Annotated in this window: 23 protein-coding genes; 11 read left to right on the forward strand and 12 right to left on the reverse strand. The window is 69.7% G+C overall.

Annotated features, from left to right (window positions below; all coding sequences use genetic code 11):
- Window positions 1–74 precede the first annotated feature (74 nt).
- Together rpoZ and folK are read right to left on the reverse strand one after the other, a co-directional pair.
- Entirely contained in the window at window positions 75–434 is a 360-nt protein-coding gene (rpoZ, locus tag Q7J39_RS04095) for a DNA-directed RNA polymerase subunit omega (RefSeq protein ID WP_215340105.1), read from the reverse strand.
- Between the two features lie 73 nt (window positions 435–507).
- The gene (folK, locus tag Q7J39_RS04100; protein ID WP_304820719.1) at window positions 508–1,035 is read right to left on the reverse strand and encodes a 2-amino-4-hydroxy-6-hydroxymethyldihydropteridine diphosphokinase; all 528 of its coding nucleotides are present in this window, start codon (window positions 1,033–1,035) and stop codon (window positions 508–510) included.
- A 35-nt stretch (window positions 1,036–1,070) separates the two neighbouring features.
- On the opposite strand from folK, the gene Q7J39_RS04105 reads away from it, so the two are divergent.
- Window positions 1,071–1,664: an NYN domain-containing protein gene (locus tag Q7J39_RS04105; RefSeq protein ID WP_304820721.1), complete on the forward strand. Its 594-nt coding sequence runs from the start codon at window positions 1,071–1,073 to the stop codon at window positions 1,662–1,664.
- Complete coding sequence (locus tag Q7J39_RS04110; RefSeq protein ID WP_304820723.1) at window positions 1,664–2,311, forward strand: uracil-DNA glycosylase; 648 nt, start codon at window positions 1,664–1,666, stop codon at window positions 2,309–2,311. The genes Q7J39_RS04105 and Q7J39_RS04110 overlap by 1 nt, the downstream gene beginning before the upstream one ends.
- On the opposite strand, the gene Q7J39_RS04115 is transcribed toward Q7J39_RS04110, so the two are convergent.
- From Q7J39_RS04115 to dapA, 3 genes are read right to left on the reverse strand one after another with little or no spacing between them, the layout of a single operon-like run.
- On the reverse strand, window positions 2,308–3,057 hold the full coding sequence (locus Q7J39_RS04115; protein ID WP_304820725.1) for a GNAT family N-acetyltransferase: 750 nt from the start codon (window positions 3,055–3,057) through the stop codon (window positions 2,308–2,310). The genes Q7J39_RS04110 and Q7J39_RS04115 overlap by 4 nt on opposite strands.
- The gene (gene smpB / locus Q7J39_RS04120) at window positions 3,057–3,512 is read right to left on the reverse strand and encodes an SsrA-binding protein SmpB (RefSeq protein ID WP_304820727.1); all 456 of its coding nucleotides are present in this window, start codon (window positions 3,510–3,512) and stop codon (window positions 3,057–3,059) included. The genes Q7J39_RS04115 and smpB overlap by 1 nt, the downstream gene beginning before the upstream one ends.
- Window positions 3,512–4,396 (reverse strand): 4-hydroxy-tetrahydrodipicolinate synthase, encoded by an 885-nt coding sequence (gene dapA, locus Q7J39_RS04125; RefSeq protein WP_304820729.1) that lies wholly within the window; start codon window positions 4,394–4,396, stop codon window positions 3,512–3,514. The genes smpB and dapA overlap by 1 nt, the downstream gene beginning before the upstream one ends.
- A gap of 129 nt (window positions 4,397–4,525) precedes the next feature.
- On the opposite strand from dapA, the gene Q7J39_RS04130 reads away from it, so the two are divergent.
- Window positions 4,526–6,676: a lytic transglycosylase domain-containing protein gene (locus tag Q7J39_RS04130; RefSeq protein ID WP_304820731.1), complete on the forward strand. Its 2,151-nt coding sequence runs from the start codon at window positions 4,526–4,528 to the stop codon at window positions 6,674–6,676.
- Here Q7J39_RS04130 and Q7J39_RS04135 read toward each other — a convergent pair.
- The 5 genes from Q7J39_RS04135 to Q7J39_RS04155 are packed head-to-tail and all read right to left on the reverse strand — an operon-like array spanning window position 6,673 to window position 10,331.
- On the reverse strand, window positions 6,673–7,185 hold the full coding sequence (locus Q7J39_RS04135; RefSeq protein ID WP_304820733.1) for a hypothetical protein: 513 nt from the start codon (window positions 7,183–7,185) through the stop codon (window positions 6,673–6,675). The two genes, Q7J39_RS04130 and Q7J39_RS04135, sit on opposite strands and share 4 nt — an antisense overlap.
- The gene (locus Q7J39_RS04140; RefSeq protein WP_304820735.1) at window positions 7,182–7,943 is read right to left on the reverse strand and encodes an ABC transporter ATP-binding protein; all 762 of its coding nucleotides are present in this window, start codon (window positions 7,941–7,943) and stop codon (window positions 7,182–7,184) included. Before Q7J39_RS04140 ends, Q7J39_RS04135 begins: the two co-directional genes overlap by 4 nt.
- Window positions 7,940–8,917, reverse strand: coding sequence for an iron ABC transporter permease (locus tag Q7J39_RS04145; RefSeq protein ID WP_304820737.1), 978 nt, complete (start codon window positions 8,915–8,917; stop codon window positions 7,940–7,942). Before Q7J39_RS04145 ends, Q7J39_RS04140 begins: the two co-directional genes overlap by 4 nt.
- Window positions 8,914–9,681 carry an ABC transporter substrate-binding protein gene (locus tag Q7J39_RS04150; protein WP_304820739.1) on the reverse strand — a complete coding sequence of 256 codons (768 nt, stop codon included), beginning with the start codon at window positions 9,679–9,681 and terminating at the stop codon, window positions 8,914–8,916. The genes Q7J39_RS04145 and Q7J39_RS04150 overlap by 4 nt, the downstream gene beginning before the upstream one ends.
- Before the next feature lie 20 nt (window positions 9,682–9,701).
- On the reverse strand, window positions 9,702–10,331 hold the full coding sequence (locus Q7J39_RS04155) for a TetR/AcrR family transcriptional regulator (RefSeq protein WP_304820741.1): 630 nt from the start codon (window positions 10,329–10,331) through the stop codon (window positions 9,702–9,704).
- A gap of 182 nt (window positions 10,332–10,513) precedes the next feature.
- Between Q7J39_RS04155 and Q7J39_RS04160 the strand changes: the two genes are divergently transcribed.
- Both Q7J39_RS04160 and Q7J39_RS04165 read left to right on the forward strand, forming a co-directional pair.
- On the forward strand, window positions 10,514–11,416 hold the full coding sequence (locus Q7J39_RS04160) for a class I SAM-dependent methyltransferase (protein WP_304820743.1): 903 nt from the start codon (window positions 10,514–10,516) through the stop codon (window positions 11,414–11,416).
- Window positions 11,413–12,204 (forward strand): RNA methyltransferase, encoded by a 792-nt coding sequence (locus Q7J39_RS04165; RefSeq protein WP_304820745.1) that lies wholly within the window; start codon window positions 11,413–11,415, stop codon window positions 12,202–12,204. Before Q7J39_RS04160 ends, Q7J39_RS04165 begins: the two co-directional genes overlap by 4 nt.
- Window positions 12,205–12,207: 3 nt before the next feature.
- Here the strand turns inward: Q7J39_RS04165 and hrpB are convergent, their stop codons facing one another.
- A complete protein-coding gene (hrpB, locus tag Q7J39_RS04170; protein WP_304820747.1) occupies window positions 12,208–14,640 on the reverse strand; it encodes an ATP-dependent helicase HrpB in 2,433 nt (810 codons plus the stop codon).
- Window positions 14,641–14,766: 126 nt separating this feature from the next.
- Between hrpB and Q7J39_RS04175 the strand changes: the two genes are divergently transcribed.
- The 5 genes from Q7J39_RS04175 (at window position 14,767) to Q7J39_RS04195 (ending at window position 19,595) form a co-directional block, all read left to right on the forward strand.
- A complete protein-coding gene (locus tag Q7J39_RS04175; protein ID WP_304820749.1) occupies window positions 14,767–16,290 on the forward strand; it encodes an amino acid permease in 1,524 nt (507 codons plus the stop codon).
- Window positions 16,291–16,360: 70 nt separating this feature from the next.
- On the forward strand, window positions 16,361–17,032 hold the full coding sequence (locus tag Q7J39_RS04180; protein ID WP_304820751.1) for an MBL fold metallo-hydrolase: 672 nt from the start codon (window positions 16,361–16,363) through the stop codon (window positions 17,030–17,032).
- Between the two features lie 54 nt (window positions 17,033–17,086).
- Complete coding sequence (locus Q7J39_RS04185; RefSeq protein WP_304820753.1) at window positions 17,087–17,818, forward strand: response regulator; 732 nt, start codon at window positions 17,087–17,089, stop codon at window positions 17,816–17,818.
- Entirely contained in the window at window positions 17,815–19,170 is a 1,356-nt protein-coding gene (locus Q7J39_RS04190; RefSeq protein ID WP_304820755.1) for a cell wall metabolism sensor histidine kinase WalK, read from the forward strand. Before Q7J39_RS04185 ends, Q7J39_RS04190 begins: the two co-directional genes overlap by 4 nt.
- Window positions 19,171–19,379: 209 nt before the next feature.
- Window positions 19,380–19,595 carry a general stress protein gene (locus tag Q7J39_RS04195; protein WP_293493056.1) on the forward strand — a complete coding sequence of 72 codons (216 nt, stop codon included), beginning with the start codon at window positions 19,380–19,382 and terminating at the stop codon, window positions 19,593–19,595.
- 58 nt (window positions 19,596–19,653) lie between these two features.
- Here the strand turns inward: Q7J39_RS04195 and egtB are convergent, their stop codons facing one another.
- Window positions 19,654–21,849 carry an ergothioneine biosynthesis protein EgtB gene (egtB, locus tag Q7J39_RS04200; protein ID WP_304821079.1) on the reverse strand — a complete coding sequence of 732 codons (2,196 nt, stop codon included), beginning with the start codon at window positions 21,847–21,849 and terminating at the stop codon, window positions 19,654–19,656.
- Window positions 21,850–22,098: 249 nt separating this feature from the next.
- On the opposite strand from egtB, the gene Q7J39_RS04205 reads away from it, so the two are divergent.
- A complete protein-coding gene (locus tag Q7J39_RS04205; RefSeq protein WP_304820758.1) occupies window positions 22,099–22,638 on the forward strand; it encodes a sigma-70 family RNA polymerase sigma factor in 540 nt (179 codons plus the stop codon).
- Window positions 22,639–22,644: the final 6 nt, after the last annotated feature.

Here is a 22,644-nt window from a genome sequence, read left to right on the forward strand (position 1 = left end):
CGGCGGCGCAATCTTCTGGTCGGCGGCGGGTTGAGGCGCCGCCGTAAGCGTGAGGGGTTCTGAGCCTTCCGGGCTCAGTACCGCTCCTCCTGGCCGCCGTCGCGGTCGCTCTGCAGCGCGCGGACCAGTTCCAGCTCGCTCATCTGCATGTGGGTCGGGTCGGCCAGCAGGGCGAGGGTTTCGGCCTCTTCCTCGGCTTCCGAGCGCTCGTCGACGCGCTGCAGGGTGCCGATCAGGGTCTCGCGCAGTTCCTCGGCGTCGACCACGTCATCGGCGATTTCACGCAGGGAGACCACGGGGTTCTTGTCGTTGTCGCGATCGACCAGGATGGCCGAGCCGGCCGAAATGGCGCGGGCCCGGTGGGCCGCCAGCAGCACGAGGCTGAAGCGGTTCGGAACTCGTTCGATGCAATCTTCGACGGTGACGCGGGCCATGGAATCCTCAGGTCGGGGGTAGAACCGAACAAAATAGAGGGTTTGACGGCGTTGTGCAACGCCGCATGGCGCGTCAGATCGGCTCGTTTTGCGGCTTTTTCGAGATGGGACGGGCGTCGAGGCCCACGGAGACGGCCGCCGCCAGCTCGCGGGCCGTCTTTCCGAAGGTCGGATGGCGCCATTCCGGAGCGATTTCCGCGAGCGGCCCCATGACGAACAGCCGCTCGTGGGCGCGCGGATGCGGCAGGACCAGATCGTTCGTCGCCAGCAAAGCTTGGCCGTAGGCGATCAGGTCTAGGTCCAGAGTCCGGGCTGCGTTTTTCTCGCCCCGCACGCGACCAAACTCCGCCTCGATTGAAAAAAGGGTATGCAGAGCTTCCAGCGGGCTCAGCTTCGTCTCGACAAGCGCGACGCCGTTGCGATACTCGTTGGCGGTCGGGTCCGGCCAGGCGGCAGAGCTCCACCAGGACGACCGGGCAATCACAGGCAATCCCGCCTGGGCGAAACGAGCGAGCGCCGCCTCAAGAAGAGCTTCGGACGAACCATAGTCGCCGGCCATATTACCGCCCAGCGCGACGATGACGGCCCCGTCCAGGTCCATGCGCCCCCCGCCCCCTTTTTGGATTTCCGATCCCGATGACATTTTACCCCACGGACAGGCTGGCGCTCTTCATTGACGGTGCGAACCTGTATTCGGCCGCCAAGGGGCTCGGCTTCGATATCGACTATCGCAAGCTGCTGGAAGAGTTCCGCACGCGCGGAGTCCTGGTGCGCGCCTACTACTACACCGCCTTGGTGGAGGATCAGGAGTATTCGCCGATCCGCCCGCTGGTGGACTGGCTGGACTATAACGGCTTCCGCCTGGTGACCAAGCCGGCCCGGGAATACACCGACGCCCAGGGGCGCAAGCGCTGGCGCGGCGACATGGATGTCGAGATCGCCGTCGACATGCTGGAAATGGCCGGCCACGCCGACCACCTTGTGCTGTTCTCCGGCGATGGCGACTTCCGCTGTCTCGTGGAGGCTGTGCAGCGCAAGGGCGCGCGGGTGACCGTCGTCTCCACCGTGAAGTCCCAACCGCCGATGGCCAGCGACGACCTGCGCCGTCAGGCCGACCACTTCATCGATCTGTCCGACCTGGCCGACATCATCGGCCGGCCGTCGCGCCTGCCGCGCTTCATCCAGGAAAGCCGCACCGGGGCCGACCGCGAGGCGGACGCCGAGGCCTGATGTCCAACGCGACCGCCGTGGCCGAGCCGCCACGGGACTGCCCGCTCTGCCCGCGGCTGGTGACCTATCGGATGGTCAACCGCGCCGAGCATCCCGACTGGTGGAACGGGCCCGCCCCCTCCTTCGGCGATGAGAACGCGCGCCTGCTGGTGGCGGGCCTGGCGCCTGGCCGCACCGGCGCCAACCGCACAGGGCGGCCCTTCACCGGGGATGGCGCCGGGGTGATGCTCTACGAAACCCTCTTGAAGACCGGGTTTGCGAAGGGCGTCTATCAGGCGCGCCCTGACGACGGGCTGGAGCTGACGGACTGCATGATCACCAATGCCGTGCGCTGCGCCCCGCCGCTGAACAAGCCCGAGACCAGCGAGGAGAACACCTGCCGGCCGTTCCTGACGGCGCGGCTGGCCGCCCTGCCCCGCCTGAAGGTGATCGTCACCCTGGGCGACGTCTCACGGCGCAATGTGCTGAAGGCGGTGGGCTTGAAGGCCTCGGCCGGGCCGCCCGGTCATGGGACGGAGTTCCAGGCCGGACCCTATGTGATCCTCAACAGCTATCACTGCTCTCGGCTCAACACGAACACCGGACGGCTGACGGGCGAGATGTTCGAGGCGGTGTTCCGGCGCGCCCGCGAGCTGATCGAAAGCTAGGCGGGCTTGCTCCAGTAGAAGTAGCGCCAGGCCTGCGCAAAGCCGGCGCGGCGATAGAGCGCGCGGGCCGGCGTGTTCTTTTCTTCCACCTGCAGGAAGGCGCGATCGACACCGCGGGCCAGCGCCTCATTTGCCAGCCCCGCCAGCACGCGGCCGGCCAGGCCTTCGCCGCGGCGGCTCAGATCGGTGCGCATGCCGTGAAAGCTGACCCAGCCATGGCCAAAGGATCCGCAGCCGACGGCGACGGTCCTGCCCCCGTCCCGGACCATGCCGAAACGGCCGCCGGGCGCGCGGCTGAGCGCCTTGACCCGATAGGCGCCGTCGACGGGATCGAACCCCTCCCCCAGGAAGACCGCGGCCCAGGCGTCGTCGGGGCGGTCGGCGATCTCGGCGGTCGGACGATCGGTGACCGCGGCGATGGCGCCGGCGGCGGCGGTCTTGACCAGGGTCGGCTGCTCGAAGGCATAGCCGCGGCGGGCCAGTTCCGCGCGAACGGCTTCAAGGCCCGGGTCGTCGGCGACCCGGAAGGCCGGCTTCAGGCCGCGTTGGACATAGGCGGCCTCGATCTGATCGAGGACGGCGGGATCGGCGGGCAGGTCATGGCGCAGGGGTACGGCGCTGGCCGCGCGGCGGATGGAGCCCGGATCGAGGCCCACGAGCCAGCCGTCGATCTCCAGAACCTCTTCCGGCGCCACGGCGGCGAGGGTCGCGCGCTCGATGGTCTCGACGTGAGCGGCGCCCGTCATCAGCCCCGGTCGCGCAGCAGGCGGGCCTTGTCGCGCTGCCAGTCGCGGTCGGCGGTGGCCTGGCGCTTGTCGTGGTTCTGCTTGCCCTTGGCGAGCGCGATCTCGAGCTTGGCGATGCCCTTCTCGTTCCAATAAAGCTTCATCGGAATGAGGGTGCGGCCCTCGCGCTGCACGGCGCCGATCAGTTTTTCGATCTGCTTCTTGTGCAGCAGCAGCTTCCGGTGCCGACGCGGCTCGTGGTTGAAGCGGTTGGCCTGGCCGTAGGGCGGGATGTCGGCGTTGATCAGCACGATCTCGCGACCTTCGACGGAGGCGTAGGACTCCGCGATGTTCGCACGCCCGACCCGCAGCGACTTCACCTCAGTGCCGGTCAGCATGAGGCCGGCCTCGAAGGTCTCCTCGAGGAAGTAGTCGTACCGCGCGCGGCGGTTTTCGGCGATCAGCTTGCCGGCCATCAGATCAGGCCGGTTTCCCGCAGCGCGGCGAGAACCTCGTGCCGCGCCGATTCAGAGCAGGCGGTGATCGGTAGACGGACGTCTTCCCGGCAAAGGCCAAGGTGCGAGAGGGCGAACTTGGTGGGCGCCGGCGAGGCGTCGGCGAACAGCGACTTGTGCAGCAGCAGCAGGCGATCCTGCCAATAGAGGGCGGTCTTCCAGTCTTCGCCCATCGCGGCGTTGTAGAAGGCGGCGCAGAGGTCGGGAGCGACATTGGACGTCACCGAGATGCAGCCATGGCCGCCATGGGCCATGTAGCCCAGCGCCGTGGGATCGTCCCCCGACAGCATCACCCAGTCGGGCCCGCACAGCAGGCGCTGCATGGTGGCCCGCGTCATGTCGCCCGTGGCGTCCTTGACGCCGACGATGTTCGGCAGCTTGGAGAGCCTTCCCAGGGTGGCGTCGGCGATGTCGATGCTGGTGCGGCCCGGCACATTGTAGACCAGGACCGGAAGCTGCACCGCCTCGTTGATCGCGGCATAGTGGGCGTAGAGACCCTCTTGGCTCGGACGATTGTAATAGGGGGTCACCACCAGGGCGGCGTCGGCGCCCACGATCTTGGCGTGGCGCACCAGTTCGATGGCCTCGGCCGTCGAGTTGGAGCCCGCGCCGGCGATAATCGGCACACGTCCCGCGGCGGTGGCGACACACAGCTCCACAACCCGACGGTGTTCGTCGTGGCTAAGCGTGGCGGTTTCGCCTGTGGTGCCAACCGGCACCAAGCCGTGGACACCGCCCGCGATCTGGCGCTCGACAAGGGCGATAAAGGCCTGCTCATCGATAGCGCCATCGCGAAACGGCGTCACCAGGGCCGGCATGACGCCCTTGAACAAAGGTTCGGACATGGTCTGCAAAAAGCCGTGAAAGCCAGGCCAATTGTTGCGGCCTCAAGATTTGGCCGGACAATATGGCGGGCACCCCCTAAGCCGCAACCAGACTTGTTCCGTTATTCGATCGATCCGGAGATATTCGTTTTGGCGTCCAAGGCCCGCAAGGCACTCTTCACCGCAGCCGCGGCCGTTCTGTTGACCGGCGTGGCCGAGGCGCAACAGCCGGCGCAGGGGCCCGCGCCCTATGAGGGGCCGCCGCCGCCGATCGAACTGACCCAGACCCCGCCGGTCGTCTATCGGCGCGGACTGTCCGACGCGGACGGCGCGGCGCTGCGCGGCGCACTGGAATCGGCCAAGCGCGCCGACGTCACAGGCGCCCGCACCGCCATCGCCATGATCAACGACCCGATCGCCAAGAAGATCGCCATCTGGGCGATGGCCGACGCCAATGCCGACGCGCTGAGCTTCTTCGAGGTGGACCAAGCGCGCCGTGACCTAGCCGGCTGGCCTCGGGCCTCACGCCGCCAGGTGGCCGCCGAAAAGCTGCTGGAGACCGGCGGCCTTGGCCCGCAGCGCACCATCGACTGGTTCGGCGGCGCCGATCCGGTGACCGCCGAGGGCGCCATCGCCCTGGCCTCGGCCTACCGCGCCGCCGGTCGCAACAAGGAGGCGGCCCTCCTGATCCGCAACACCTGGCGCAATACGCTGTTCGAGGCCGACCCTCAGCGCTCGATGCTTGCCAGGTTCGGCGACCTCCTGACCCAGGACGACCACGTCCGCCGCGCCGACGTCATCCTGTTCGGCAGCCAGGGTCCGGCGGCCCGGGACATGATCCCCTTGCTCCCCGCCGACCAGGCCCAGCTCGCCCAGGCCCGGATGGCCCTTCGGCAGAACTCGGCCAGCGCCAACGCCCTGGTGAACAACCTGCCAGCCAGCGTCTCCAATTCCTCGGGCCTGGCCTTCGAGCGAGCGGCCTATATGCGCCGTCGGGGCATGGATCAGGTGGCGCTGGGACTAGTGCGCAGCTTCCCCACCGAGATCGCCTTCCCTGAGATGGGCGCCCGCATTTGGGACGAGCGCTACCAACTGGTGATCAGCTCACTTCGCAATGGCGACTCCCAGGGCGCCTATCTGGCCGCGGCCAATACGGGCCTGACGGAGGGCGCGGACGCCGCCGAGGCGGAGTTCTATGCGGGCTGGGTCGCCCTGACCCGGCTGAAGCGTCCGGAGGACGCCGACCGCCACTTCGCCGCCATCGAGAAGATCGGCTCCTCCCCCATCACCCGGGCCCGGGCCCTCTATTGGCGCGGCCGCGCGGCGGAGGCCCGCGGCCAGCAGGACCGCGCCCAGGGCTTTTACGGCGCGGCGGCCAAGCACAGCACGACCTTCTATGGCCAGCTGGCCGGCGAGAAGGTGGGCGCCCACAGGCTGAACCTGGGCCGCGACCCCACAATCACCCAGTCCGACCGCAACCGCTTCGAGGGCCGCGACGCGGTGCGCGCCGCCCGGATGCTGTACGAGATCGGCAACAAGGACCTGTTCAAGACCTTCGTCCTGACGCTGGACGACGTCCTGCCCACGGCTGAGGAAGAGGCGCTGCTGGTGGACATGGTCCGCGGCTATGGCGACATCGACACCGGCATGAAGGTGGTCCGCGCCGCCGCTCAGCGGGGCTTCATCCTGCCCGAGCGGGGCTACCCGATGCGCTCTACCCCCAATGTCGCCAGGGCGCCGGAGCCGGCCCTGATTCTGGGGATCACTCGGCAGGAGAGCGGCTTCGACCCGTTGATCCGCTCCGGCGCCGGCGCGCGCGGCATGATGCAGCTGATGCCCGCCACGGCCTCGGTGGTCGCCCGGGGCATGGGTGTGAGCTATTCGCCCGGCATGCTGGACGAGCCGGACTACAATATGCGCCTCGGCGCCACCTATCTCGGTCAGATGGTGGGCAACTTCTCCGGCTCCTACCCGATGGCCATCGCGGCCTACAACGCCGGTCCCGGGCGGCCCGCCAGTTGGACCGCGTTCTGCGGCGACCCGCGCGGGGCGGCGACTGACCCGATCGACTTCATCGAGTGCATCCCGTTCTCCGAGACCCGCAACTACGTCATGCGGGTGATGGAGGGCATGCAGGTCTATCGCGCCCGGCTGAACGGCGGCACGACCACCATCACCCTGTCGCAGGACCTGAAACGCGGCGGTTACGGCACGGGCTATGCGCCCGCCGGCGCCATGGTGCAGACCCAGAACGCCGTCCCGACCCAGGCCAGCGGTGGCATGCAGCCCATCCCCAACTAGGCCTCGTTGACCCAGGCCTCGATCAGCGGCGCGATCAATTCCAGGTCCTCATAGAGGTGGTCCCCGCCGGGGATTTCCACCGCCATGCAGCCTGGATGGCGCGCCACGATCGCCCCCAGCGGCGCGAATGCGCCGTTGAGATCGTCCGTCTGCTGGATGAACAGGGTCGGGATGGCGTCACAGTGGGCGTCCAGCAGCGCGATCCGGTCCTCGGCGACCAGCCGGTTCAAGGGCGTGGCGATGAAGACGCAGGCCGTGGGCGCGAAGCCATGGCGGGCGATGGCCAGCATGGCCACCAAGGTCCCGATGGACTTGGCGATGATCAGGTCGGCCGAGAGTTGGCCGACGGCCTGGGCCTCTGGCGACAGGTCGGGATGGCTCCAGTCGGTCGCCCAGAAGCCGTGGTGGCGGATCACGGTCTCGGTCTGGCCGATCTCGAGGCGGGCGAGGAGCGCCTCCATCTGAGCCAGGGTGGACGGCTCGCGTCCGGGCAGACCCAGCAGGTTCATGACCGAGCCCGCCGCGCCGCCAAGGTGAGACCGGCGGAGGTTTCCTCCAGAGCGCCTTTCAGCCCGAAGACCTCGCGCAGGACGGCGGGCGTCAGGGCGTCGCGGGGGGCGCCGTCGGCCACGATGGCGCCCGCGCTCACCACCACCAGCCGGTTGCAGGCTCGCGCCGCGAGACCCAGGTCGTGGAGCGTCAGGACGACGGCGGCGCCGCGCGCGGCCTGCTCGCGAAACAGGTCCAGAGACAGCAGCTGCGCGTCGGGGTCGAGGCCGGCGACAGGCTCGTCGGCCACCAGCAGCGGCGCGGCGGTGGCCAGCAGGCGGGCCAGCAGCACCCGGGCGCGCTCGCCGCCGGAAAGGTCCAGCACGCCGCGCCCGGCAAGGCCTGAGAGACCGACGCGGTCCAGGGCCTCCAGGGCGGCGGCCCGCGCCAGGGCCGGCGGCTTGCCGGCCGCGCCCAGGCTGGCGATGCGCCAGGCCGGCAGGTTCCAGCCGATGCGGCGCTCCTGGGGTAGGTAACCGGCCAGGGCTGCGCGGCTGGCGTCGTCGAGACGCGCCACATCGCGTCCGGCCAGTTCGGCGCGGCCGGCGGCCAGCTTGGCCAGACCCAGGGCGGCGCGCAGCAGGGTGGTCTTGCCCGCGCCGTTGGGGCCGACGACGCCGACCACCTCGCCGGCGTGGACGCTCAAGGACGCGCCGGAGAGCACCTCGACATCGCCACGGCGGACCGTGGCCCCATGCAGGGAAAGGGCCGCGGTCATGCGCGCCAGCTCCGAGCCGCCCGCCAGGCGATCAGGGCGAACAGCGGCGCACCGAACAGGGCGGTGACCACCCCCAGCTTCAGCTCCTGGTCGGTGGGGATCATCCGGGCGGCGATGTCGGCCGCGGTCAGCAGGATGGCGCCGGCCAGGGCGGATGGCGCGAGCGCCTTGCCGGGGTCAGCCCCCGCCCCTGCCCGCACCAGGTGCGGCGCGGCCAGGCCCACGAAGCCGATGATGCCGGCCATGGCGACGGCGGCGCCCGTGAGGAGCGAGGCCCCAGCGACGGCGGCGGCGCGCAGGCGGCCCATGGGCAGGCCCGACATGGCCGCCGTCTCCTCGCCAAGGGTCAGCATCACCAGGCCTCGGGCGGCGTAGACACACAGGGCGGCCCCGAGGGTCATGGGCGCGAGTTCCCAGCCGATATCACTCCAGCTGCGATTGGCCACCGAGCCCATCAGCCAGGACAGGATCTCCACCGTGGTCACCGGCGAGGGCGACAGGTTGAAGATCAGCGAGGTCAGGGCGCCGGCGAAGGCCGAGAGCGCGACGCCGAACAGGATCAGGGTCTCGGGCTCGCGGAACCGGCCGGCCAGGGCGGTGAGAAGCAGTCCGGTGGCCAGCGCCGCCGCCAGAGCCGCGGCCTCCGTCCCGCCGGGGATGGCGGCGATGCCGAGCGCGATGGCCAGGGAGGCGCCGAGGCCCGCCCCCGCCGAAACCCCCAGCACACCGGGATCGGCCAGGGGGTTGCGCAGCAGACCCTGCATCACCGCCCCGGCCAGGCCCAGGGCGGCGCCCACCACGGCGGCGGCCACGACGCGGGGCGCGCGGATCGCCCAGAGGATTTCCGCCGGTCCCGAGGCCGGGTCGCCGAAGGCCTGACCGTACTGGGCGGCGCTAAGGGTCGTCTCCCCCAGCAGCAGGCCGAGCGCCAGCAGGACCAGCAGGGCGGCCATGAGGATCAGGTTCAGCTTCATCGCGGGGCCTTGGCGGCCAGGATCTCCACGGCCTCGGCGGCGGACGGATCGGGGCAGCCCAGCATCGCGCCCGGCAGGCTGGCCACCGTGCGCTCGGCGGCGACCCGGCGCATGACCTGGTGGCGGCCGAGCCCCCAACGGTTATTGGCCAGCATGAAGTCGTCGAAGAACCCCAGCACCAGGGCGCGCGGAGGCTTGATCGCCAGTTGTTCGAGCGAGATGGGCTGGAAGCCCGGTCCGGGGGGCTTGGGGGTCAGGCCCGCGGACTTCAGGATATGGTGGACCATGGTGCCGTCCCCACCGGTGAAGCCGCCCGGGGTGATATAGAGCGCCGTGGCCCCGCGCCAGGCGCCGGCGGAACGATCCAGCCGGGCGTCCATCTTCGCGATCACCGCCTCGCCCTGCGCCTGCCGGTCCATGGCGGCGGCCACCCGGCGGACATTGGCCCGCACGCCGTGAAAGTCCGAGGCGTCCTCGATGGTGACGACGCGAACCCCGCGCTTTTCGACCTGGGCGATGAAGCGCGGGTCGCCAGCCCAGTAGCGGACGACCAGGTCCGGCTTCGCCGCCAAGGCGGACTCCAGGGTGGTGCGGCGTTGCGGCAGGCCCCGAGCCAGAGCGCGCAGCCGAGAATCCGCATCGTCGGCCCGGGTCGACAGGCCCACGATCGAGGCGCGGGGACTGAGGGTCAGGACGTACTGATCGGCGCATTGGTCCAGGGAGAGGACCCGCGGAGCCGCCTGGGCGGCGCCCGCAAAGGTCAAGGCCGCGACGAGAGCCGCGATCAGTCGACGACGAGGCCGTGCATCAGCCCGTCCAGGGTGACCTTGATCACTTCGTCCACCGGGGCCCAGTCGAAGTTCGGGCGCCCGTTCATCAGGGCCACCACGCCATGGCAGGCGGCCCAAAGCGCCTGGGCCGCACTGTCGCCGGTGCCGGTCCGCAGCCGTCCCTCGGCCGCGATCTCGCGCACCGCGCCGCTGAAGATTTCGTAGCATCGCGCGCCCATGTCCGCCGTGCCTTCGTGCCAGACGGTCGATACGGGGTGAACGCCCGCGAACACAAGCAGATAGGCGTTCGGGTGCTCGAAACCCCAGCGCATATAGGAGTCCAGCATCAGCTTGACCCGCGTGACGGCGTCCAGCGGCTTGGCGGCGATGGCGGCGTTGCGCTCCAGGAGCTGGATGATGGTCCGCTCGCAGATTTCCAGCAGGATGCCGCCCTTGTCCGGGAAGTGCATGTAGAGGGCGGTGGAGGAAACGCCGACCTCGTCGGCGATCTTGCGGATGGTGGCGCCCTCGTAGCCTTCGGCCACGAAGATGCGTTCCGCAGCCTCGAGGATTTCCGCCCTGCGAAGGTGGCCATCGCCCTTGGGCTTGCGCGCCGAGCGCCTCGTGGTCACTGCCGTCGTCACGGGAATCCTTTCGTCATCCGAACAGCTTGCAGCGGAAGCCAAAAGGCCATCCGGCGCAAGTCAGACCTGTGACAATGCGGCATGAAGGCCCTTCGCGCCATACCCACCCTTCCATACTGACCCCATCAACCGACGCGCGCCCGACTGGACGCCGCGAGGCCGGAACGGGTAAGGCCAAGGACATGAGCAAGCCTGCCCCCATCGTGGCCGAAGCCCCCGGCGTCATGCGCACCACCGGCTGGGCCGACTACGCCCTGATCGACAGCGGCAATGGGCGCAAGCTGGAGCGCTACGGCCGCTACTCGGTGGTGCGGCCCGAACCGCAGTGCCTGTGGACGCCGTCGCTTGGGGAAGAGGTCTGGGCCGCCGCCGACGCGGTCTTCGATCCCACCGACGAGGAGGACGCCGGCCGCTGGCGTTTCCGTGAACAGCCGAAGGACACCTGGCCGCTCTCCTGGCAGGACGTGACCTTCAAGGCCCGCTTCACCGCCTTCCGGCACCTGGCCTTCTTTCCCGAACAGGCGGCCAACTGGGCCTGGCTGGACCAGAAGGTGCGCGCCGCAGAAGGCCAGCCCAAGGTGCTGAACCTGTTCGGCTATACCGGTGTCGCCAGCCTGGTCTGCGCGGCGGCGGGCGCGGCGGTGACCCATGTCGACGCCTCGAAGAAGGCCATCGGCTGGGCCCGCGAGAACGCCGAGGCCTCCGGCCTGGCCGACAAGCCGATCCGCTGGATCTGCGAGGACGCGCGACGCTACGTCCAGCGCGAGGTGCGGCGAGGCTCGAAGTACGAGGGCATCATCCTCGATCCGCCGAAATACGGCCGCGGGCCGGACGGCGAGGTCTGGAAGCTGTTTGAGAACCTGCCCGAGCTTTCCACCCTATGCGCCGAACTTCTTTCAGATAAGGCGGAGTTTCTGCTGCTGAACGCCTATGCGGAGCGCATCTCCGGCGCGGCGCTCGCCGGTCTGCTTTCGGAGAAGCTGAAGGATCGCGGCGGAAACATCGAGTGGGGCGAACTCGCCCTGGTGCAGCAGGACGGCCAGCGTCAGATCGGCATGTCCTTCTATGCCCGGTGGGCGCCGTGAGCGACCGCACCGTCACCTCGCTCACCAATCCGACAGTCAAGGCGGTCCGCGCCCTGCATCTGCGCAAGGAACGCGACGAGACCGGCCTGTTCGTGGCCGAGGGTTTGAAGATCGTCACCGAGGCGATCGAGACCGGCCACGCCCCGGCTATCCTGATGTACGGCGCGCAGGCCGACGGCCACCCCCTGCTCCGCGCGGCCATGACCGCCACCCGCGCCGGCGGCGGGGAGGTGATCGAGGTCACGCAGGAGATTCTCGCCAAGGTTTCGCGCCGCGACAATCCGCAGGCCGTAGTCGGCGTGTTCCACCAGGTGTTCATGCCGCTGGGGGCCCTGGCCCCTTCGTCGGCGCCCTGCTTCGTCGCCCTGCACAGGGTGCGCGACCCCGGCAACCTTGGGACCATCGTGCGCACCGCTGACGCCGCGGGCTGCGGCGCGGTGATCCTGGTGGGCGAATGCTGCGACCCGTTCTCGGTGGAGGCGGTGCGCGCCACCATGGGCTCGGTGTTCGCGGTGCCGATCGTGCGGGCGACGGAAGAGGCCTTCGCCGAATGGCGCACGAAGTGGCCGGGTTCGGTGATCGGGACGCTGCTGACCGCCACCATGGCCCACCATGAGGCGACCTATGCCAAGCCCGCCCTGGTGTTCATGGGCAACGAGCAGCAGGGCCTGACGCCGGAGATGGCGGCGCTGTGCGACGTCAACGTCAAGATCCCCATGCGCGGCCGGGCCGACAGCCTGAACCTCTCGGTGGCCACCGGTGTGATGATCTACGCGGCCACGGCCTAGGCGCTAGGTCCCACGCGGCTTGGCCCGGGCGGTCGGCGCGGTGTTGGCCGGGTCCTCGGGCCAGACGTGCTTGGGATAGCGGCCGCGCATGTCGGAGCGGACGTCCTTCCACGAGCCCTTCCAGAAGCCCGGCAGGTCCTTGGTGGTCTGCACCGGCCGGTGGCCGGGCGACAGCAGGGACAGGGTGAGCGGAACGCCGGCGACGGTGGGATGCTGGGTCAAGCCGAACACCTCCTGCACTCGGACATCGACCCGAGGGCCGCCCTCAGCCGTGTAGTCGATGATGAAGGCGTTGCCGGTGGGCGCCGTCCAGCGGGGCGGGGCGGCGGCCTCCAGGCGGCGCTGCTGGTCCCAGGGGATCAGGCTGCGCAGGGCCCCGTCAAGGGCGTCGGGTTTGAGGGCGGCCAGGGACCGGGCGCCGGACAGCAGCGGGACCAGCCAGTCGTCGAGCTTCTCCAGAAGCGCCGCATCCGAGAGATCAGGCCAGTCGCCACCGGCGGCGCGCAGGAACCCGATCCGCGCCCGCAGAGCCTCGGCGGCGGGTCCGAAGTTCAGGGCGCCCAGGCCCTCGGTGCGCACACGGGCGGCCAGGGCGGCGGCGATCAGCTTGGGATCGGGGTTTTCGTCGATCTGTTCGCGCACGGTTAGACGGCCCAGGCGGGTGATCTGCTTGGCGCGCAGACGGCCGCCGCCGCTCTCCTCCAGTCGGCTCTCGACGACGAGTTGGTCGGAGAAGGCGGAGATGAGCTCGGCTTCGTCCAGGGGCGCTGCCAGCAGGATGCGGTCGCGGCGGTCACCGCCCCCCAGTTCGGCGACGGCCAGCCACCCCTCTCTGGCCAAGGCGTCCGTAGGCTCGACAAAGGCGCCTCGGCCGCTGACCAGCTGAAACTCGCCGGTGGGCCCGCGCGCCTTGGCGATGCGCTCGGGATAGGCGAAGGCCAGCAGTAGGCCGTCGTCCAGGGGCTCGCCCTTCCCGGCCCGCCCCACCATGCCGGCCCAGCGGTCGGCCAGGACCTTCGCGTCGCGGGCGCGCGGCGAGCGGTCGCGCTCAAAACTCTCCAGCCGGTGACGCAGGTCGGCGTCGCGGCCGCCGAGATTGCGCTCGGTCACCAAGGCGGCGATGCGGGCGGCGCGGGGCGCCTGGCCGGTCTCCGCGGCCTTGAGGATCATGTGAGCCAGGCGCGGGGCCAGCGGCATCTCGCTGAGCGCCTCGCCGTGCGGGGTGAGGACGCCGTCGTCGGTGAGAGCCTGCAGACGGCGCAGCAGGGTTCGCGCCTCGGCGAATGCGGCGACCGGCGGAGCATCGAGGAAGGCCAGGGTCCCCGCATCCTTCGCGCCCCAGCGGGCGAGATCCAAAGCCAGGCCCGAGAGGTCCGCGTCGAGGATTTCCGGGTCGGCATAGGCCGGCAGGGCGCGGGTCTCGGCCTCGTCCCACAGGCGGTAGGCGACGCCGGGCTCGGTGCGGCCGGCCCGGCCCCGGCGCTGGTCGGCGGCGGCGCGGCTGACGCGGACGGTGGCCAGGCGGGTGAGGCCGCTGGCCGGGTCGAAGCGCGGCACGCGGGCGACGCCTGAGTCGATCACCACGCGGACGCCCTCGATGGTCAGGCTGGTCTCGGCGATGGAGGTGGCCAGGACCACCTTGCGGACGCCCGCCGGCGCCGGGGAGATGGCGCGGTCCTGCTCGGCGGGGTCCAGCGCGCCAAAGAGTGGGGCGATCTGCACGTCAGGGCGGCGGATACGTTCGGCCAACAAGTCAGCGGTGCGGCGGATCTCCCCCTGGCCCGGCAGGAAGACCAGGATGCTGCCGGTCTCCTCGGCGAGCGCCCGCTCCACGGCGCGGACCGTGCGGTCCTCCAGGCGCTGGCGGTCGTCGCGGCCGAGATAGCGGGTGTCGACGGGAAAGGCGCGGCCCTGGCTCTCCACCACCGGTGCGTCCAGCAGCCGGGCGACGGCGGCCCCGTCCAGGGTGGCCGACATCACCAGTAGGCGCAGGTCATCGCGCAGCAGCCCCTGGGCGTCACGGGCCAGGGCGAGGCCGAGGTCGGCGTCCAGGCTGCGCTCGTGGAACTCGTCGAAGATCACAAGCCCGACGCCCTGAAGGGTAGGGTCGCCCAAAATCATCCGGCTGAAGACGCCTTCGGTCACCACCTCGATGCGGGTCGTGGCCGAGATGCGCGACTGCATCCGCACCCGATAGCCGACGGTTTCCCCCACCCGCTCACCCAGGGTCTTGGCCATGCGGTCGGCGGCGGCGCGGGCGGCCAGCCGGCGGGGCTCCAGCATGATGATCTTGGCGCCGGCCAGCCAGGCGGCGTCCAGCAGGCGCAGGGGGACCAGGGTCGTCTTGCCCGCCCCGGGCGGCGCCACCAGGACGGCCGAGGTGTTTTCCACCAGGGCCGCCTGCAAGGCAGGCAGGATTTCCTCAACAGGCAGCATGCAGGGGGTCTATCCGCGCCCAGGGGCCACGCCAAGCCTTGCCGCTTGACCGCTGCATGAGCAGACCGCACGGTCCGCGCAAGCTTAATTCGCGCGGCGGGGGGACCGCCGCGATTGGGAGGGAATATGTGGCGTGTAAAGCCGCTGGACGCGATCCTCGCGACCGCTGAGAAGAAATCACTGCACCGCACCTTGGGGGCGTTCCAGCTCACCATGCTGGGCATCGGGGCCATCATCGGCACCGGGATCTTCGTTCTGACCGCCGAGGCGGCCCAGAAGGCGGGCCCCGGCATGATCGCGGCCTTCATCATCGCCGGCTTCGTCTGCGCCGTGGCCGCCCTCTGCTACTCCGAGATGTCGGCCATGGTGCCGGTTTCCGGCTCCGCCTACACCTACAGCTACGCGGTCATGGGCGAGATGATCGCCTGGATGGTGGGCTGGGCCCTGATCCTGGAATACGCCGTCGCCGCCGGCGCGGTCTCCGTGGGCTGGTCGGGCTATGTGGTCGGCTTGATCGAAAACGCCTTCGCCATCGATATCCCCAACGCCCTGGTGCTGGGCCCCATGGACGGCGGGATCGTCAACCTGCCGGCCGCCGGCGTCGCCCTGCTGGTGACCTGGCTGCTGGTGATCGGCACCCGTGAATCGGCGGCGGTGAACGCCGTCCTGGTGCTGGTGAAGGTGGCCGCCCTCACCCTGTTCTGCGTCTTGGCGCTGCCGGTGATGAAGATGGAGAACTTCACCCCCTTCGCCCCCCTGGGGTTCTCAGGGGTGGCGGCGGCGGCCTCGATCTTCTTCGCCTATGTGGGTTTCGACGCGGTATCCACGGCCGCCGAGGAAACCAAGAACCCCCAGCGCAACATGCCCATCGGCCTGATCGGTTCGTTGGCGGTCTGCACCCTCTTCTACATCCTGGTGGCCTCCGGCGTGATCGGCACGGTGGGCGCCCAACCGGTGATGGACGCCGCAGGCGTCGGCCTGCGCCCCGGCAGCCCCGAGCTGACCGCGGCCTGTCAGTCGCTGGCTGACACCCACGTGGTGTGCTCCAAGGAGGCTCTCGCCTGGACCCTGCGGGAGATCGGCTGGGTGCAGATCGGGAACCTGCTCGGCCTCGCCGCCGGCCTGGCCCTCCCCTCGGTGATCCTGATGATGATGTTTGGTCAGACCCGCATCTTCTTCGTGATGAGCCGTGACGGGCTTCTGCCTTCGGGCCTGTCCAAGATTCACCCGAAGTTCCACACCCCCCACGTGATCACGATCATCACCGGGGTCTGCGTCTCGGCCTTCGCGGCGTTCTTCCCGGTGGGCGTGCTGGCCGACATCTCCAACTCCGGCACCCTGTTCGCCTTCGCCATGGTGGCGATCGCGGTGATGGTGCTGCGAAAGACCGATCCAAGACGGAAGCGTCCGTTCCGCACACCGATGGTCTGGATCGTGGCGCCCGTCGCCATCCTCGGATGCGGCTTCCTGTTCTTCAGCCTCGGGCGGGACACCAAGATGATGTTCCTGATCTGGGCGGCGATCGGGCTGGTGGTCTATTTCGCCTACGGCTTCCGCAACAGCCATCTGGGCCGGGGCATCATTGACGTGCCCGAACTGGCGGCCGACGCGCCGCCAGACTCCGTGCCTCCGATGCCCGGCGCGCAATAGCCGACAAGGACAGGCCCGGGATCACATCCCGGGCCTTTTCTTATGGGCCGTGAGCAACGATGCTGGCGTCATGTCCGAGACGGCCTCCCCCATCCGCGCGATCATCGCCCCGGTCACCCCCCTGGCGCAGAACTGCACCCTCGTCTGGTGCGTGAAGACCCTGAAGGCGGCGATCATCGATCCGGGCGGTGAGGTCCCGCGACTGCTGGCGGCGCTGGAGGCCCACGGCTTGACGCTGGAGAAGATCTGGATCACCCACGGCCACCTCGACCATGCCGGTGGCACGGCGGCGCTGAAGGCGATCACCGGGGTCCCCATCGAGGGCCCACACCGCGACGACGCCTTCTGGATCGACCAGATGGAGGAGAGCGGCGCCAGGTGGGGCATGCCGGAGGCCAAGGGCTTCACGCCGGACCGCTGGCTGGAGGACGGCGACACCGTCACCCTCGGGGAGACCAGCTTCGAGGTCTATCATTGCCCCGGCCACACGCCGGGCCACGTGGTGTTCTTCCACCGCGAGGCGCGCTTCGCCCAGGTGGGCGACGTGCTGTTCCAGGGATCGATCGGCCGCACCGACTTCCCGCGCGGCGACTTCCAGCAACTGATCAGGTCCATCACCGGCAAGCTCTGGCCCCTGGGCGATGACGTGGCCTTCGTGTCGGGCCATGGCCCGATGTCGCGGTTCGGGGTCGAGAGGAAGACCAACGGCTACGTCGCAGACGACGTTCTGGCCGGCGACTAGAGCGGTTTCAGCCGTGAAATCTGTGCGTTACGGGAGGGGCTGAAAATGGCGCGAATGGAACCCAGCACCGAACAGGTCCCCGCGACCGCCCGCATCCTGATGGTCGATGACGACCCGGGCATCCTGGATGTGGTCTCCGACTTCCTCGGCAAGCACGGCTACCACGTGGAGACGGCCGGGGACGCGCGCGAGATGGAGCAGGCGCTGGAACGCGGGCCCGTCGACCTGATCGTGCTGGATGTGATGTTGCCGGGCGAGGACGGGCTGTCCATCGCCCGGCGGCTGAGCGGCGAAGGTCCGCCGATCATCATGTTGTCGGCCATGGGCGAGGACACCGACCGCATCGTCGGCCTGGAGCTGGGCGCCGACGACTACCTGGCCAAGCCCTGCAATCCCCGGGAACTGCTGGCCCGGGTCCGCGCCGTCCTGCGCCGCGCCGAGCAGCGGGGCCAGGCCAACAGCATCGGCGCCGGCTGCGAGTTCGCCGGCTGGCGGCTGGACCTGGTGCGGCGCGAGCTGCGCTCACCGCCCGGTGTGGTGGTGAACCTGTCCTCGGGCGAGTTCTCCCTGCTGCGCGCCTTCGTGGAGCGGCCACAGCGGGTGCTGACCCGCGACCAGTTGCTGGACTTCGCCCGAGGCCCCGCCTCCGACGCCTTCGACCGCGCCATCGACGTGCAGATCAGCCGCCTGCGCCGCAAGCTGGACGACGGCGGCGGCGGCACCGACCTGATCCGCACCATCCGCAACGAAGGCTACATGTTCACCGCCAAGGTGAAGCGGACATGAGGCCGCCCTGGTCGGGCCGGCCGACCGCGTCGCTGTTCGGCCGGCTGCTGACCCTGATCGGCATCACCCTGGTGGCGTCGCAGGCGATCATCCTGACCATGGTCTTCGTCCTGCCGCCGCCCGCGCCGGACTTCTACCGGCTGAGTGAAGTGGCCCAGACTTTCGAGGGCCGCGCGCCGACCCTGACCGAACGCCGACCGCTGGAACTGAAGATCGTCGACAAGGCGCCGGCTCCGGCGATGGAGGGCCTGATGGTGCCCAACATGCGCGCCGAACTGGCCCGCGAACTGGGCGTGGCGCCTGAGCGAGTCGTGTTCGCCGCGCCATCTCGCGTCAAGGTGTCCGACCGCCGGGTGTTCCGCATCATCCGCGATCGGATGGCGCGTGAAGGCGGCGAGCGGGAGGACCACTTCCTGATCGCGCCGTTCGACGTAGGGGTGCAACGGCCCGACGGACGTTGGAATCTCGTCCGCCCGGCCCCTCGCATCGGCCTCGACGCCTGGCAGCAGCGCCTGGTCTGGTGGCTGCTGCTTTCGGCCCTGGCCCTGGCGCCGGTGGCCTATATCTTCGCGCGGCGCCTGGCCGAGCCGTTCCAGCTGTTCGCCGACGCCGCCGAGCGGCTGGGCCGCGACCCGCGCGGCGCCCGCCTGCCGGTCTCCCTGAAGGGAACGGCTGAGATCAATGTCGCCGTCAGCGCCTTCAACGAGATGCAGGACCGCCTGCGCCGCTACGTCGAGGACCGCACCGCCATGGTGGGCGCCATCGCCCACGACCTGCGCACCCCCCTCACCCGCCTGCGTTTCCGCATCGAGAACGTGCCGGAGGAGGTTCGCGCCAAGATGGCGGGGGACCTGGACCAGATGGAGGAGATGATCTCCGCCGCCCTGACCTTCGTACGCGACGCCAGCGGGCCCGCCGAGCGGACCCCGTTGGAGCTCTCCTCCCTGCTGGAGAGCATTTGTGATGAGATGGCCGAGACCGGCGCCGACACCCAGGCGGCGCTGGGTGACAAGGTGGTCATCGAAGGCGACCCGGTGGCGCTGCGTCGCCTGTTCACCAATCTGCTGGAGAACGCCGTGAAGTTCGGCGGCCGGGCGCGGGCCCGGGTCTATCGCGACGGCGCCAGCGCTTATGTCGAGATCGAGGACGACGGCCCCGGCATCCCACCCGAGGACGCAGAGCGGGTGTTCGAGCCCTTCTATCGCCGCGAACCCTCCCGCAGCCGGCAGACCGGCGGGATTGGCCTGGGCCTGGCCGTGGTCCGCTCGGTGGCGCGCGGCCACGGCGGCGACGCGGTGATGATAAACCGTTCGGGCGGCGGCCTGACCGCGCGCGTGCAACTCCCCCTGTAGGCGTGGCCCTCCGGGCACGGACATCCCGGACTGTTGATCGGGGTTGCGGGCCCGCGCCGGCGGGGGTTCCTCCCGTTCTGAGGCCCGCGCCGCGAACGGCTCGCAAATTTCCTCGCAACCTCTGCGGCGCCTTGAGGGTTGTCTGAGCGTAACCGTAGTTGATGCAGCCCCCCGCATCTCCTCAAGGCCCGCATAGCAGGAGCAACCCCATGGACCTCGATCCCAACGCCAAGCCGAAGTCCCGTCGCGGATTCGCCGCCATGAACCCCGAGCGCCGGCGTGAGATCGCCCGCAAGGGTGGCGCGAGTGTGCCGGGCGAAAAGCGCAGCTTCGCCAAGGACCGCGACCTCGCGGCTGCGGCCGGTCGCAAGGGCGGAGAATCTTCGCGCGGCGGTGGTCGCACCCGGGGGCCGCTGGAAGACTAAGCCTCCGAGACCTCGACCGAACAAAGCCACGGCCCCGATTTCACTCGGGGCCGTTTGCCTATGCGCGGAGCAGGACCATGGCGAAGGTGGGCTCTGCGCTCTCCCACTGGTTTTCCATCCGCCAGCCGGCCGCGGCCGCCAGCTTGCCGAAGCCCTCGACGGTGAACTTGTAGGAGTTCTCGGTGTGCAGACTCTCGCCGGCCGCGAAATGGAAGGTGGCGCCCGCGACCTGGACGACCTGGTCGCGGCGGCTCAGAAGATGCATCTCCATCCGGCTCTCCTGCGCATTCCACACCGCGCGGTGCTGGAAGGCGTCCGGGTCGAAGTCGCCGCCGAGCTCGCGGTTGATGCGGGTCAGCAGGTTCAGGTTGAAGGCCGCCGTCACGCCTTGCGCGTCGTCATAGGCGGCCACCAGCACCGCCTCGTCCTTGACCATGTCCATGCCCACCAGGAAGGCCGAGCCATGGCCCAGCAGCCGGCGCGCGCTGGCCAGGAAGGCGATGGCCTCCTCAGGCCGGAAGTTGCCGATCGTTGAGCCGGGGAAGAAGCCGATGCGGGTCAGCCCCTCGACCCGCGCGGGCAGGCTGAGCGCGGTGGTGAAGTCGTCCACCAGGGGCGCCACCACGAGATCGGGATAGTCGCGGCCGATGGCCCCGGCGGCGTCGTCCAGGGCAGACTTGCTGATGTCGATGGGGACATAGGCCGCAAGCTGCGGCGCGGCGTCCAGTAGCAGCCGGGTCTTGGTGCTGGCCCCGCTGCCGAACTCCACGAGGGCGGCCCCCACCGGAATGGTGCTCGCCATCTCACCGGCCTTGGCGCGCAGCAGGGCGGCCTCGGTGCGGGTGGGATAGTATTCCGGCAGGTCGCAGATCTCCTCGAACAGGCGCGAGCCCTCGGCGTCGTAGAAATATTTCGCCGGGATGGTCTTCTGCGTCCTGGCCAGACCCGCCAGGACGTCGGCGGCGAAACTGCCGTCTGTCTCGGCGCGCGTGCGGGGCTCGCCGTCCCAGGCCAGGCGCAGGCCTGAGAACATCCAACGCTTATCGGGATGGAAGAAGTTGCGGTAGGTGGCCCGCGCGTGGCCCGCCGGGGTGGCGTGACAGCCGCCGCGCAGCACCATCTGGCCGCTCATGAACTTGCCGTTGTACTCGCCCACCGCGCCGGCGGCCGGCTGGAAGCCGGGATAGGGGCAGTAGGCGCTGCGCGTCCATTCCCAGACATCGCCGAACATCTGCCGCAGCCCCTCGCCCGCCGTGGCGGCGGCAGGGCCGAGCTGTCCAGAGCCCATGAGGTTTCCGGTGGCCGGCAAGCCCGCGGCGGCGTGCTCCCACTCGGCCTCGGTGGGCAGGCGGGCGCCGGCCCAGGCGGCGTAGGCGTCGGCCTCGTAGAAGCTGATATGGGTGACCGGGGCGTGGGGGGCGATGGCGCGCAGGCCCTGCAGGGTCATGGCCAGCCAACCATGATCGCCCTGCTGCCAATAGAGCGGCGCGGTCCAGCCCTGCGCGTTAATCTGGGCCCAACCTTCGGCCAGCCAGAGTTCGGGCTTGGCGTAGCCGCCGTCGGCCATAAAGGCCAGCCACTCGCCATTGGTCACCAGCCGGTCGGCCAGCTTGAAGGGGGCCACGAAGACCTGATGGCGCGGCCCCTCGTTGTCGAAGGCGAAGGCCGGTCCCGAATGGCCGATCTCCACCAGGCCGCCCTCGAAGGCGACCACGCCGGCCGGCCCCGGATCGGCGCTGACCGGCAGGGCGGTGGTGGGGGAGTAGGCGGGCTTCAGGGGCGACTGGGCGAAGAGGTGGAGGATGTCCATCAGGATCAGCTCCTGATGCTGCTCCTCATGGGCCAGGCCCAGGTCCAGCAGGTCGGTGAGACCCGTGGCGCCCGAGGACAGCAGGTGGTGCATCGCCTCGTCCACATGGGCCCGGTAGGCCAGGATCTCGTCGCGGGAGGGTCTCGTCAGCAGGCCACGCTCGGGACGCGGCTGACGGGGGCCAAGCGCCTCGTAATAGGAGTTGAAAAGGTAGGCGTAGCGCTCATCGAAGGGCCGGTAGCCCGCCAGGTTCGGCTTCAACAGGAAGGTCTCGAAGAACCAGCTGGTATGGGCCAGGTGCCATTTGGCGGGGCTGGCGTCCGGCATGGACTGGGCCGCCATGTCCTCGGGCGACAGGTGGCGCACCAAGTCTTCACTCGCCTGGCGGATGCGATGATAGCGGGCGGCCGGCTGTCCCAGGGCGCTGCGAAGCGGTGCGGGCATAGGCCCTGCGTCGTCGGAATGCGCCATGGGATACTCCTGAAAACAGTGAGGCGCCTAACGGCCGTGGCGACGCCACGGCGAAACCTGCCCCTAAGCTTCGGCAAACGCCGAACGGCGTTCCTCGTTCCCTAGATTGGGTCGTCCAGGCGCGAGCGCAAGCTGGAACAGATGGAGTCCGGCCGCGTTGGATCACAGAACCGGTGGTGGCCACGGCCCTCATCCAGACGGTGGGGGCGGATCGAGGAACCCATGACCGGCGAGACCGACTGGCGCGACGATGTCGTGCAGATGATCCCGGCGCTCCGTGCGTTCGGATGGTCGCTCTGCCACAACGGTTCCGACGCCGACGATCTGGTGCAGGACACCTTGATCAAGGCCTGGACCAACCGGGACAAGTTCGAGCCCGGCACCAATCTGCGGGCCTGGCTGTTCACGATCCTGCGCAACACCTACTACACCCAGGTCATCCGCCGGCGGCGCGAGGTGCGCGATGAGTTGGGGGAATATGCCGGGGCGCTGAAGACGCCGCCGACCCAGGACTGGAGCGTGGCGATGCACGCCATGCAGGACGCCCTGAAACACCTGCCTATCGAACACCGCGAGGCCCTGATCCTGGTGGGCGCGGCCGGCCTCTCCTACGAGGAGGCCGCCGCGATCTGCGGCTGCGCCGTGGGCACCATCAAGAGCCGGGTGAACCGGGCGCGGGCCAAGCTGCTGAAGATCATGGACGCCGACGACGCCTCCGACGTCATGGCCAACGAGACCACGGTGGCGGCGAACCGGGGCTGAGCCTCG

It is taken from the genome of Phenylobacterium sp. (assembly GCF_030651185.1).
GTDB lineage: Bacteria > Pseudomonadota > Alphaproteobacteria > Caulobacterales > Caulobacteraceae > Phenylobacterium.